Consider the following 13,145-nt stretch of genomic DNA (forward strand, 5'->3'; position numbering starts at 1 on the left):
GGTAAACCACTATTGCTTATTGTAGCGTTTTATTTGATTTTCGCAAATGTAATTCCTGTGACTGACCTAAATGAGGCCTGGATTTCTTTTATGTAGCATGTTATTTTCAGTGGTAATGGAGAACCTTCCATCCGAAAAAAAACAAGCGGTAAGAGCCGCTTGTTACGAGTGAGGCTTATTTGGTTAAAGCATGTTCAACCTTTATACAGCGATCCATAATGACTGTATACCCACGTTCTTTCAAAAAGCGATAAGCCTCTTCGTTCATTACACCAAGTTGCGCCCAAAACACGTTAGAATCGATTTCATCAAATTCTTTCGCGATCTCAGGCAAAAATTCTGAGCGGCGAAATACATTGACAATATCAATCGGTCCTTCAATCTCTTTAAGGTTGGATACGGCTTTAACGCCTAATGCCGATTCAATGGTTGGGTTCACAGGAATAATGTCATAGCCTTGATCCTGCATGGCTTTTGATACCATATAAGATGTTCGTGTTGGATTATCACTTAATCCGATAACCGCAATTCGTTTTGATTGTTTAAGAATATTTCCGATTTCTTGTCGGGATGGGTTTTCCATGGGTGCTTACAACTCCTTCATCGATCCTTATCCATTCATACTTTGACTGTTCCTTAAGTCCTATTCTTCTTTTATACCATATTTCCCTTTAACTTTTCAAAATTTTATAAATTTATTCGAATAAGAACAAAGTGTCAGATGGACAAAAGGAAGTGTTCCTCCTCCTATATCCTGCCTGACACTTTTTTAACATCTTACTCTTCAATTAATCCTTTGGAAATAAGAAATTCCCGTGCGACTTCTTTTGGATCTTTTTTATCCATATCCACTTTGGCATTCATCTCACTCATCTCTTCTTCAGAGATTTGTCCTGCTAATTCATTCAGGACTTCCTCTACTTCAGGGTGCTCTTCCAGGACTTCCTGACGGATGATTGGAGCGGCATCATATGGTGGGAAGAACCCTTTGTCATCAGTAGTCGTTTTCAGGCTGTAACGTTGTATTCTTCCATCGGTGGTAAAGGCCGGAATAATATCGACGTCCCCGTTCTTCACCGCTTCATACATAATGTTAGGATCGAAGCTTTCTTTTGCTTTGAATTCGTATCCGTAAGCTTCAGCAAATGCATCGTACCCATCGCCTTCACGTTCATAAAATTGATGAGGCGCACCAAAACTTAGATCTTTCGATAGGGGTACAAGGTCAGAGAAGGTTTTGGCATCGAATTCCTGATCTTGAGTATAAGCAAGAGTATACGTGTTTTCGAATCCAAGTGGTTTCAACCAGGTCACATTAAACTTTTCCTCGTATCCTTTACGGACTTGTGACAGAATTTCATCAGCTGAAGCTCCTTCTGCCGCTTGCTCTTTTAGAACCGCTTCCAGTCCGGTTCCTGTGTACTCGATATATACATCTATATCGCCTTTTTCAAGAGCGGGTGTCAGAATCGATACTTCTCCCAATCCTTCTTCCACTTTAACATCGAGATCTGTTTTCTCTTTGAGAAGCTCTGCCATCATTTGAGTTAATATAAACTGCTCGGTCCACATCTTACCTGAAACCGTAATCGTGTCCTTCCCCCCGCCATTTCCGCAACCGGCGATCACAATAGTTAGGGCTATAAATAAAATAAAGGGTTTTAGTTTCTTTTTCATTCTTACTCTCCTTTGAAATGTGGTTTATTTCCGTGCTTTTAGTCCTTTAGGTGTTGTCATCCTTTCGAGAAGCTTTAGTAAAAAGTCGAAAGATAATGCAAGTAATGCAGCTGGAATGGCGCCTGCAAGTACTAAAGAATTATTCCAAGTAGAAAGTCCCCGATAGATGAGGTCTCCAAGTCCACCTGCTCCAACAAAGGTTGCAAGGGTCGCGACTCCAACCGTCAAGACAGTAGCAGTACGGATACCGGCCATTATGAAAGGCAGGGCGAGTGGAAGCTCCACTTTAAACAGAAGCTGTGAGCTTGTCATCCCCATCCCTCTGCCTGCTTCTATGACTCCCTCATCGACTCCGATGATCCCTGTGTACGTGTTCCTGAGTATCGGTAAGAGTGCATACACAGTCAGGGCAATGATCGCTGTAATACTACCTGTACCTAATAGGGGAATGAGAAATCCAAATAGGGCCAGACTAGGGATCGTCTGGAAAATGGCAGTTATTCCGATGAAAAATTCAGCCGTTTGTTTTTTCCGTGATATGTATATACCCAGCGGCAAAGAAATGGCAATCGCAATGAAAATAGATACGAATGATAAATATAGATGCTCAAATAATCCATTTAAGATTGCATCAGAACGGTTTGATATCGTGTTGATAAACAAAAACGAGAATGAATTCATACAGAACGCACCTCCTTTTTTCCTTCCGAGGCCACTGCACGAAGAATCCCGTTAGCCGTTACGCTGCCGACATTCCTGCCGTCTTTTGTAACCATAAGATAATGTTTTTCTGACTTCAGAAGTATTCTTGCAGCTTCCTGGATGGACGCGTCATATGGAATCGATGAGTATTCTGATCCTTCCAAAAGCAAATAGGTTGTGTTTTCATCCATGATGTCAAAAACGCGCTTTTGGTGCTGTTGAACATTTAGTCTGTCCTCTCCGATAAATGCACGTACGAATTCATTCGCAGGATCTTTAATGAGCTCTGCTGGGGTAGCGATCTGTTCAATTTTACCGTCACGCATGACGGCAATTTCATCAGCGATTTTCAACGCTTCGTCAATATCATGTGTGACAAACACAATCGTTTTATGTATCGTATTTTGAATGCTCTTCAATTCATCCTGAAGCTGCTCCCGGCTGATCGGATCCAGGGCACTGAATGGTTCATCCATGAGAATGATCGGCGGTTCCGCTGCCAAGGCACGAATAACGCCCACCCGTTGCTGCTGTCCTCCGCTTAATTCAAGTGGATATCGCTTACGGTATACTTTAGGATCCAGTCCGACAAGATTTAGGAGCTCGTCCACCCGACCTTCGTACTGTTCCTTTTTCCATCCCTTTAATCGTGGAATCAGGCTGATGTTTTCTTCTATAGTCATATGGGGAAGCAACCCAATACGCTGAATCACATAGCCAATATTACGCCTGAGCTCAACTTCATCGGTGTCAGAAGTATCCTTTCCATTAATCAGGATCGTTCCACTGCTAGGTGAAATAAGCTTATTGATCATTTTCATCGTGGTCGTTTTCCCGCATCCGCTTGGACCAATCAAGGCGACAAGTTTTCCTGTTGGTATCGTCAGGTTGATCCCCTTTATTGCTTCTGTACCATCTTCATAGACTTTCGTGACGTCCTTAAATTCAATCATTTTTCCACCTGCTTTATGAACTGAGAAATTTTTCTAAACATAGAAGGGATACCCTCATTATACAAGAGGTAAACATGTTGTCCAAGAAATTGCGTTTGTCTTTTAGTTTATGAATAATGTGGAATCTGCATACAAGATATTATTTTTAAGAATCGTGTAAAGTCTGCAGCAGATAATAAAAACCAGCAAACTAATGTTTACTGGTTTCAGGATGTTGTTTGTGCTTTAACAGGATATATTGTTCTACGATGATTCCTGTGATGGTTCCGAGTATCAATCCATTGTTTAATATGGACGCCACCACTACAGGCATGTCTCTAAAAGCGGATGGGGGAACAAACATGGCCCCTACACCCACAATGAGAGAGATACCTGCGACAAAATGGATTTTATCGAGGTCCTTTTCTTTTCGATATTCTCCTAGAGCAAGACCGACCATTTTGATGAAAATGACCGTGGTCACAGCATAGCCGACAGGAGCTGGCAGGCTTGCGAAAAGATTCATTACTTTTGGGATCAGACTGATGATAATGATCATCACACTACCAAGAATAAAAGGGATAACGGAGTACATTCCTGTAGCGGCAACAAACCCGGCAGAACCGGAAATGGGAACAGATCCAATTGCTGAGAATACTCCACCGAACAATTGATTCAATCCTGAAGCAAAGCCGCTCTTTGTATATCTTTCATACGTTGGCTGCCCCTTTCCCTTCATAACCTCTTCCATCACTCGAATGGAAGCAATCATATTGGTGGTTAACAGGAATGTGATAAAGATCGATGTCACAATGACACCCGTATCGAACACCGGAGGTCCAAAGACGAACACATCAGGTAACGAAAACCAGCTGTCAGAAACAGTCGTGCTTTCACCTAATCCCATAAGGATAAAGATTAACCAGCCAGAGAACAGGGCAAGAATAATGGAGTATTGTTGAACCCACTTTCGTTTATGGCCTGAGAAGTATAATGCCACAAGTATGGTCAGCACACTTCCGAGTAAGACCAGCGGCTGAAGAGAATGTCCTTCATGCTGTATGCCGAACATTCCCTTGATAAAAGATCCGCTTAATTGGAGAATCAATAGCATTAAGTAAATAAATGTGATTGTTGGTGTAAATAAAGATGACAACTTCTTTAATAGTCCTGTTGCAGAAAGAATAAAGAAAATCACACCACTTACAATCATACCGCCCTGTAAAACGGTCAGCACTTCTTCATGACTGCTGTAAAGAGTTCCTGAAAACCCTGCATAGATGGCGAATACCCCCCACCATAGTCCAGCGGGTCCTTCATTGATGGGTAGTTTATGACCAACTAATGCTTGAATAAGACTGGCGGCACCTAAAACAAAGATGGTCCGCTGAATAAATCCTGCCGTGTCTGCGGGAGACAATTGAAACAGGTCAGCTATGGCAATAGGAGCGGCAATTGAGCCTGCGACCATAAAGGCAACCCATTGGAACGCCGATAAAAGTAATTGCATACGTGTACACCTTCATTTCAACTATGTAAAGTGTGTCTATTTTAACATACATCACTCCTTCTGAATCAGGTTTATGAGGAATTAAATATATTATCTACTTTTATGAACAGGTACTAATTTTTTTGCTTATTTTCTCCCCAACCTTTGGAAAACATGTTAAAATAAGAACGGATTAGTTCATTTAAAAGGAGCAGTGATGATGATTTTTGCCCTTATACTCGTATTAGCATATTTATTAGGCTCCATTCCCTCAGGATTACTGATCGGGAAGACGTTCTACGGAAAAGACATTCGTGAGCACGGAAGCGGAAATCTGGGCGGAACCAACACATTCAGAACCCTGGGTGTGAAAGCCGGTATGATTGTTACAATCATGGATATTTTAAAAGGAACGGTAGCGACTCTCCTGCCATTGCTATTTGAGAGTGATGTACATATGTTATTAGCAGGGGTATTTGCTGTTATCGGCCATATGTACCCTGTTTTTGCAAACTTCAGAGGAGGAAAAGCAGTAGCAACCTCTGCTGGTGTTCTTCTAGGCTATAATTACATCTTATTTTTAATCCTACTGGCCGTATTTTTTGTTTGCTTGTATGCAACCAAGTATGTGTCACTCTCTTCTATGCTGGCAGCGGTACTTGCCTTTGCGTACTCGATCTTCACTGGGGATATTCCACTTATTATCGTCGTAGGGATTCTGACCATTTTCGTTGTTTACAGACACCGGGCGAATATAGTTAGGATAAGAAATAAAACCGAACCAAAAATTAAATGGCTGTAAAAAAAAAGCGACCAAAGCACCAGGCTCCCTTTATCCTATGTGGGAGATCCTGGCTGTATAGGTCGCTTTTTTTATGGCTTGTTAAATGGAATAGGTATACCCTTTGATTCGTTAGAGAAAGATGATGGATATAAAAAGGCAAGTAATGATAAGGATTGCCGGAATAGTTTAATATTCACAAAATACGATAATATTCTTCAATATTTTCTTAAATATTCCCCGCTTTCCCCTATTATTTTGTAAAATAGAGGTAGATTTAAATAAAGGATGATGATTATGAATAAAAAGCGATTAATGGCAGGGTTATTCCTTTGTATACCTTTACTCTTAGTGATTGGGTATCTTGTAAATAATCAATACTCAGACTGGAGAACCTCTGCAGAAGGATTGCAGGAGGAGAACCTTTACTCTTTGCTGCATACGACGAGAGAAGTTCAAGCCTCAGGGAAGTCGATGAAGTCCAGTGCTTCAATTGCCGCCATCGGTGATATCCTTCTCCATGACACAGTGTATAATGATGCGAAAGATGAAAACGGATATAATTTCACGCCTATGTTCTCTCCGATTAAGGACATGCTGGCAGCCCCTGATTTTCTGATTGCCAATCAGGAATCAACTCCGGCCGGTGTGGAGCTTGGAGTCTCCAGTTATCCCCTTTTTAACAGTCCTAAAGAGATTGTGAAATCTTTACAGGACGTGGGGGTTGATGCGGTCACGACTGCCAATAACCATTCATTGGATCAAGGTGAAAAAGGGCTTCTAAGTGCAATCGACTATTATGAGAAGATATCCATGCCGTATGTGGGTGCGTTCAAAAGTCAGGAAGATAAGGAACGGATTCGTACCTTCAAGGTGAATGGAATCAAGTTTGCCCTGCTTTCCTATACATATGGAACAAATGGAATACCGGTTCCAAAGGGGAAAGATTATTTAGTCAACCTGATCGACGAACAAAACATGATACAAGAAATTAAGAAAGCAAAAGGTATGAACATTGATTTAGTCGTATTGAGTTTGCATTGGGGGAATGAATATCAACGCTTCCCTACCGAGGAACAGGAAAGACTGGCAAATGTCTTAACCGAAAACGGGGTTGATATCATTTTTGGTCATCATCCACACGTCCTGCAGCCCATCCAAACGTATAAAACGAGTGATGGTCGTGATGCCGTTGTCATTTACTCTTTAGGGAATTTTCTTTCAGGACAGAAAGATGATTTCAAAGACATTGGAGGAATGGTTACGGTCCAAGTAGAAAAAACGATGAACCCTGGCGGCTCTAAGGTCACGTACCCTTCCATTGAATTTCAGCCCACCTTTGTGTCAGAGAATCATTACAATAATTACAGGATATACCCTCTAGATTTTGCTAATAACAACGGTATGATCAGATATTCAGAAGAAGAAATGGTTTCACATATGGTGAATGGCTTACCTGAATAATAAAAAGCAAAGTGATCCTATGCCTTCAATCTATGCTGTTTTGAAGAAAAGTCCCAATGTATTAACCGTGATTTTCTCAAATACAAAAAAACGAGCTTCCACAATGGAAAGCTCGTTTTTTAATGTCCACCAAATAGCAATGAATTAAAGAATATGCCTCCAAGGGCTAAAATAGCCAATAAAGCATTGGCCATGAAAAAAGTACTGCGGCTCGCCTTAAAGAATAGGGTGACCATACCATAGTAAATGAGTGCAGCAATGATTATGAAAGTTCCGGCTTCAATTTGATATTTGGCTTCATGCAATTGCAGGAATGTTAATACACTTAATCCGGCAAATATAAATGCACCTATGTAATATAATAATGTTTGTGTATTCATTTGTCTCATCCTTTATGATCGTAATAGTAGAAGTTCCGTCTTCTATATGTATATAATATGAAATGAACCCTTTTTTGTAAAGTTACATGAACCCTCTGGGAGAATACCTGTAGAGAAAGGAGTCTCATCGATGAAGATACATATTTCAAAAGAAGCTCTTACATGGTTTAAAGACGAAATGCTTGTAGAGGTAGGCGATCAAGTCCGTTTTTATGTGCGCTATGGAGGTTCCAGTCCTCTGCATGATAGTTTTTCATTAGGAGTGAATAAAGAAGAACCGGTGGATATCGGGGAACGGGTCGAAGTCGAGAATCGGGAATTTTTTATTGAAGAAAGAGATTTATGGTTTTTTGATGGTCATGATTTGTACGTTGAGTACGACGATAAGCTAGAAGAACCTTCATATGAGTACAAAAAATAAGGAAGTATGGAAGGCTGGCATATGCCAGCCTTTTTATGTCCGGTTCAGAAAACGTTCAATATGGTCGTGCAGTCCCTCGGTAAGGAGAATGTCATATTGAATATCTCCTAAAAGATCGTAATGAGGAAAACCGTCTTCCCTCTGGTGGATCCATTCTTTTTTTAAACCATATTTCTTACCCCACCCAATTAATGTATCGATGTCACAACAGCCGACTTTCGTTACAGAGCGTGCATGGGGAAACCGGTCATCAAGCCAGTAATGAGTGAGAAATGCAATCTCTCCACGCTTTACACGCTGCTTCCATGCATGTAATTCATGTTTTGTAACCCCGAATGCCATGGAAGATCTTCCTTTCTATCATGCTTCAGTATGGGATTTTAAAAGGATCAACTCCTCTTTGTAGAAATCACTTCTTAGCCTTTTCGTATGCTTCGTGCCAATGAGGGAACATCTTTCTAATCGATATTGGACGGAAGTTTTCCTGCTTGACGCAAACATGTTTCGATTGTCCCGTGATGGCCAGCTGGTTTTGACCGTTATAAATTTCGTAAGCATATGTAATGCGAAGCCCGTCATATTCCTCAATCCACGTTTTGATAAACGCTTTTTCCCCGTAACGAACCGGTGATTTATAGCTGACATTCAGGTCGATAACAGGTGAAAGAATCCCTTCTTTTTCAATATCAGCATACTTAAAGCCCAGATCTTCGATAAGTTGCGTTCTTCCTAATTCCATCCATACAAGATAATTGGCGTGATACACAACTCCCATTTGATCTGTTTCTGCGTATCTTACCTCGATGGTTTTTTCAGCAATTTGCATCCTTTACACCCTCTTCATCTAATCAGTATCCTACCTCATTTTAACATAGATGGAGAAAGCATTGAACAGATTGGTTCGGGAGTGAAATGGCGCCTGGTGTCTTTCTTATGAATGAAAGAACCCGAACAGACAGGTCTCATTTGAGCCTTTTCCGTTCGGGTTGCAGGTACTATTGCTCAGTTTGATGAGCTTCGTCTTTAATTTCGTTTCGGAAAGCTTGCAGGCTTTCCCGGCGACGTTCATTCTTATCTTTAATAGACTGAAGCTGCTCTTCACTATCGGTGAAAGCCATCGACTCCTCAGCCTTCTCCATATTTTCAATCGTATGCTGAACCATACCTTGAAGCTTTTCTACATTATCACTGCGATCATCCGGATTCGGTTTATCCCATGCCATCCTGCATTCCTCCTGCTGTTCGTTTTGAGGGACGGACCTTACGCCCAATCCCTTTTCATTTTGGGTCTGAAGGTAAGTGCTTATTCACCCTTTGTCTGGATGACTTGTGCATGCTTACCCGATTTATCTTGCATCTGTTTCCCTTTGTTGCCGCCTGCAGCTCTTGATTGAGTTCCTATATGGTTTGGTGCAAAATGATTCGGACTTCCCTTTGAATTACTCATAACTTCCCCTCCTTACTAGTATGATTACCAAAATGGGAAGGAAGAAAAGACGTAATAATTGGCAGTATTATTTTCAAGGGCAAAAAAAATAAGCCTCGTAATTCCTTACTCGGCTTTGCCTATAGGGCGCTTTATTTCCAGTCTGGCATCGATTCGTTCTTCAATGGCATCCATGGCATCTTGATCTAGAAGGAGCTGCTTTTTATTTTCTTTTACAAGATCTGCAAATGATTTCTTCCTTGGTCTGCGCAATCCAATCGCCTCACTCTCCATTGTGATTTGTTATAAGTAGTATATCCAAATGTCAGATATTTTAAACAAAGGTCACAATAGATAATTGAGTTTGGTTCAGGAATTGCCTTTTTAAAATCTTACAGAGGTCCGTCCTTCACTTGATTAGCGCAGAGAAGTCTTCAAGGGTGGTGATGGCGCCGATTTGTTTGTGGGTGATGGTCCCTTGTTCGTTGATGACGAATGTGGTTGGGACGGTCAGGATGTCGTAGGCGTTGTTGATTTTGTCGTCTTTGTCTAATAGGATCGGGAAAGTGAGACCCATTGCTTTTTGGTATTCTTTTACGTTGTATTGGGGATCGATATTGATTGCCAGGACTTCAACGTTCTTTCCGTATTTCGTATAGAACTCCTGCATGACCGGCATTTCTTCTTTACATGGTGGACACCATGTAGCCCAGAAGTTAAGGATTACTTTCTTACCCTTTAATTCAGATAATGTGATTGATTCCCCCGATAAGCTATCCAATTTAAAGTCGATGGCTTTATCCCCCACATTTGGTCCAGGATAGTTCTCTACTGGAGTGGTTTCTGACACTTCCCCTTCTTCTATGTCAATTAACTGATCATATGCCTCAGCTTGCGGGAACGTGTTTTCTGAAAAGTAAGTAGGCTCTGACTTATTCTCAATATAAAACGTGAAGACTAATAATGCTACTAGCAAAATGCCGAAAATGGATTTCAAAGGAGTGTGCTCCTCTCATAGAAATGATATTACTATCATCTTATGTTAGCTTGTCTCTAATTAGTCATCGAATTTAGTATGAGCTTTAAGCTAGTCAGTTGCATTGGGAAAATAAAAAAGCCCCGGGAAGACCCGGGGCTTAAAGGTTACATTATGACTGTAATTTATTACGTAGAACCATTTGTAGAATTCCACCATGGCGGTAGTAGTCAACTTCTACATCGGAATCAAAACGGGCTAATACTTCGAACTCTGTTTTAGTACCATCTTCAGCTACAGCTGTAACTGTTAAGATATCACGAGGTTTAACATCGTTTGTAACATTGACAGAAATCGTTTCTCTGCCTGTTAATCCTAGAGATTCAGCGCTGTCGCCCTTCTTGAATTGAAGTGGAAGCACACCCATCATCACAAGGTTTGAACGGTGAATACGCTCATAGCTTTCTGCGATAACCGTTTTAATCCCAAGAAGATTTGTACCTTTCGCTGCCCAGTCACGGGAAGATCCCATTCCATAATCTTTTCCTGCCAGAACAACCAAGCCAGTACCGTCTTGTTGATACTTCATGCATGCATCATACATAGGCATCACTTCATCTTCTGGCCAGTATGTTGTGAATCCACCTTCAGTACCAGGAGCAATTTGGTTACGGATACGAATATTTGCAAACGTACCGCGCATCATTACTTCATGGTTTCCACGACGAGAACCGTAAGAGTTAAAATCACGAGGCTCAACATTGTTCGCACGCAGGTATTTCCCTGCTGGAGTGTCTTTGCCGATCGCACCTGCAGGAGAGATGTGGTCTGTCGTTACAGAGTCACCGAATTTCCCTACAACACGCAGTCCATTCAAACCTTGGATATCTTCAGGAGTTGGAGCTAAACCAGTGAAGAATGAAGGGTTTTGAATGTAAGTCGATGTTTCATCAAAGCTGTATAGCGGTTCATTGCTTGTTTGGATTTCGTTCCAACGCTCATTCTCAGAGAATACATGCTCATATTCTCTACGGAATAATTCAGGTGTAACGGTTTGCTTCACTACGTCTTTCACTTCATCTTGAGAAGGCCAGATGTCTCTGAAGAACACATCATTACCATCTTTGTCTTTACCAAGTGAATCCTTTTGAAGATCGATGTCCACTGTACCAGCTAATGCGTATGCCACAACCAATGGTGGTGAAGCCAGATAGTTTGCTTTTACTAATGGATGAATTCGTCCTTCAAAGTTACGGTTTCCTGATAGTACTGAAGTTAATAATAGATCAGCATCTGATACTGCTTTTTCAATTTCAGGACGTAACGGACCAGAGTTACCGATACATGTTGTACAACCGTAACCTACAAGGTTGAAACCGATATCTTCAAGGTATGAAAGTAATCCGGAGTCTCTAAGGTATCCTGTAACAACTTTTGAACCAGGTGCAAGTGATGTTTTCACGTAGTCTGGAACATTCATTCCAAGCTCTACTGCTTTCTTCGCAACTAGACCTGCTCCCAGCATTACGTATGGGTTAGATGTATTTGTACAAGAAGTAATGGCTGCGATCCCGATTGCACCAGTAGGCATGGAAACATCTTGACCATCTGCCGTTGTGTACTTTGCTGTTTTATTGATTTCAGACTTATCAAGTCCAAATCCTTGTACGCCTTCTTTAGCTGTAATGGATTTGTGGAACATTTCTTTCATGTCAGAAAGTGGAATTAAATCCTGTGGACGTTTTGGTCCCGAAAGATTTGCTTCTACCACTGAAAGATCGATTTCCACTACATCTGTGTAAGTAGGCTCTTCTTTTTCAGGAGTGAAGAACATTTCATTTTTCTTTAAGTATTCTTCAACCATCTTGATATGAGTTTCGTCGCGTCCAGTTAAACGAAGGTAATCCAATGATTCAGAGTCAACTGGGAAGAAACCACATGTTGCGCCGTATTCAGGTGCCATGTTGGCAATCGTTGCACGGTCTGCAAGTGGAAGCGTGGCTACTCCTGGTCCGAAGTACTCAACGAATTTCCCTACAACACCCTTTTGACGTAGAACTTGAGTTACTTTAAGCGCTAAGTCAGTAGCTGTTGCACCATTTGGAAGTTCGCCAGTGAATTTTACACCGATTACTTCAGGGATTGGGAAATAGGACGGCTGACCAAGCATACCTGCTTCCGCTTCAATTCCACCAACACCCCAGCCAAGTACACCGATACCGTTGATCATGGTGGTATGTGAGTCAGTACCAACCAATGTATCTGGATATGTTTCGAAGTCACCTTCTGTTGTTTCAACAGCGTGGACAACATTCGCCAGGTATTCTAAGTTAACCTGGTGAACGATTCCCGTTGCTGGTGGCACGGCACGATAGTTTTCAAATGCTTTTTGAGCCCAGCTTAAGAATTGATAACGCTCAGCATTACGTTCAAATTCAAGGTCCATATTTGTTTTTAATGAATCAGCTGTACCATATTTATCTACTTGAACGGAGTGATCAATTACAAGATCAACTGGTATTTCAGGATTGATCTTTTGTGGATCTCCACCAATATCAGCCATTGCTTTACGTAAAGACGCTAAGTCAACTACTGCTGGTACACCAGTGAAATCTTGAAGGATGACACGGGAAGGTTTGAATGGAACTTCCGCATCTTTCACTTCAGTTGAGCCCCAGTTTGCCAAATTTTCAACGTGGTCTTTGTTAATCACGCGTCCGTCAAATTGACGAAGTACAGACTCGAGCAATACCTTTACACTGTAAGGTAAGCGATTAATTTTTGTTACTCCTGCTTCTTCAAGCGCTTTTAAACGATAATAATGATAACGTTTTCCTTCTAGTTCGAAAGAAGATCGTGCATTAAATACATCGTTCTTTGCCATTTCGATTCCCCCT

General features: G+C 41.3%; 16 protein-coding genes. 3 read left to right on the forward strand and 13 right to left on the reverse strand.

The annotated features are described in order from the left end of the window. Positions 1–175 precede the first annotated feature (175 nt). The 5 genes from TV75_RS02095 to TV75_RS02115 form a co-directional block, all read right to left on the reverse strand. Positions 176–583: a CoA-binding protein gene (locus tag TV75_RS02095; protein WP_044336986.1), complete on the reverse strand. Its 408-nt coding sequence runs from the start codon at positions 581–583 to the stop codon at positions 176–178. A 194-nt stretch (positions 584–777) separates the two neighbouring features. After that, on the reverse strand, positions 778–1,677 hold the full coding sequence (locus TV75_RS22235) for an ABC transporter substrate-binding protein (RefSeq protein ID WP_044336987.1): 900 nt from the start codon (positions 1,675–1,677) through the stop codon (positions 778–780). Between the two features lie 24 nt (positions 1,678–1,701). Beyond that, positions 1,702–2,358, reverse strand: coding sequence for an ABC transporter permease (locus tag TV75_RS22240; protein ID WP_044336988.1), 657 nt, complete (start codon positions 2,356–2,358; stop codon positions 1,702–1,704). After that, complete coding sequence (locus tag TV75_RS02110; RefSeq protein WP_044336989.1) at positions 2,355–3,332, reverse strand: ABC transporter ATP-binding protein; 978 nt, start codon at positions 3,330–3,332, stop codon at positions 2,355–2,357. Before TV75_RS02110 ends, TV75_RS22240 begins: the two co-directional genes overlap by 4 nt. A gap of 190 nt (positions 3,333–3,522) precedes the next feature. After that, on the reverse strand, positions 3,523–4,821 hold the full coding sequence (locus TV75_RS02115; protein ID WP_044336990.1) for a purine/pyrimidine permease: 1,299 nt from the start codon (positions 4,819–4,821) through the stop codon (positions 3,523–3,525). 196 nt (positions 4,822–5,017) lie between these two features. Between TV75_RS02115 and plsY the strand changes: the two genes are divergently transcribed. Both plsY and TV75_RS02125 read left to right on the forward strand, forming a co-directional pair. Then, positions 5,018–5,602, forward strand: coding sequence for a glycerol-3-phosphate 1-O-acyltransferase PlsY (gene plsY, locus TV75_RS02120; RefSeq protein ID WP_437176693.1), 585 nt, complete (start codon positions 5,018–5,020; stop codon positions 5,600–5,602). Between the two features lie 276 nt (positions 5,603–5,878). Next, entirely contained in the window at positions 5,879–7,045 is a 1,167-nt protein-coding gene (locus tag TV75_RS02125) for a CapA family protein (protein WP_044336992.1), read from the forward strand. 119 nt (positions 7,046–7,164) lie between these two features. On the opposite strand, the gene TV75_RS02130 is transcribed toward TV75_RS02125, so the two are convergent. Continuing rightward, a complete protein-coding gene (locus TV75_RS02130; RefSeq protein WP_044336993.1) occupies positions 7,165–7,425 on the reverse strand; it encodes a hypothetical protein in 261 nt (86 codons plus the stop codon). A 130-nt stretch (positions 7,426–7,555) separates the two neighbouring features. Between TV75_RS02130 and TV75_RS02135 the strand changes: the two genes are divergently transcribed. Then, on the forward strand, positions 7,556–7,846 hold the full coding sequence (locus TV75_RS02135) for a HesB/YadR/YfhF family protein (RefSeq protein ID WP_044336994.1): 291 nt from the start codon (positions 7,556–7,558) through the stop codon (positions 7,844–7,846). Positions 7,847–7,879: 33 nt separating this feature from the next. Here TV75_RS02135 and TV75_RS02140 read toward each other — a convergent pair whose 3' ends face one another. The 7 genes from TV75_RS02140 to acnA all read right to left on the reverse strand — a co-directional run bounded on the left by TV75_RS02140 (position 7,880) and on the right by acnA (position 13,132). After that, on the reverse strand, positions 7,880–8,188 hold the full coding sequence (locus TV75_RS02140) for a hypothetical protein (RefSeq protein ID WP_044336995.1): 309 nt from the start codon (positions 8,186–8,188) through the stop codon (positions 7,880–7,882). Between the two features lie 67 nt (positions 8,189–8,255). Next, positions 8,256–8,672 (reverse strand): acyl-CoA thioesterase, encoded by a 417-nt coding sequence (locus TV75_RS02145; RefSeq protein WP_044336996.1) that lies wholly within the window; start codon positions 8,670–8,672, stop codon positions 8,256–8,258. Positions 8,673–8,841: 169 nt separating this feature from the next. Continuing rightward, complete coding sequence (gene tlp / locus TV75_RS02150) at positions 8,842–9,069, reverse strand: small acid-soluble spore protein Tlp (protein ID WP_044336997.1); 228 nt, start codon at positions 9,067–9,069, stop codon at positions 8,842–8,844. Positions 9,070–9,149: 80 nt separating this feature from the next. Continuing rightward, the gene (locus TV75_RS02155) at positions 9,150–9,293 is read right to left on the reverse strand and encodes an acid-soluble spore protein N (protein WP_044336998.1); all 144 of its coding nucleotides are present in this window, start codon (positions 9,291–9,293) and stop codon (positions 9,150–9,152) included. 105 nt (positions 9,294–9,398) lie between these two features. After that, complete coding sequence (locus TV75_RS21340; protein ID WP_082051111.1) at positions 9,399–9,545, reverse strand: FbpB family small basic protein; 147 nt, start codon at positions 9,543–9,545, stop codon at positions 9,399–9,401. Positions 9,546–9,681: 136 nt separating this feature from the next. Next, on the reverse strand, positions 9,682–10,269 hold the full coding sequence (locus tag TV75_RS02160) for a peroxiredoxin family protein (protein ID WP_052504393.1): 588 nt from the start codon (positions 10,267–10,269) through the stop codon (positions 9,682–9,684). A 151-nt stretch (positions 10,270–10,420) separates the two neighbouring features. Then, positions 10,421–13,132, reverse strand: coding sequence for an aconitate hydratase AcnA (gene acnA, locus TV75_RS02165; RefSeq protein WP_044336999.1), 2,712 nt, complete (start codon positions 13,130–13,132; stop codon positions 10,421–10,423). Positions 13,133–13,145 lie beyond the last annotated feature (13 nt).

It is taken from the genome of Rossellomorea aquimaris, assembly GCF_000935355.1.
GTDB classification, from domain to species: Bacteria; Bacillota; Bacilli; order Bacillales; family Bacillaceae_B; genus Rossellomorea; species Rossellomorea aquimaris_B.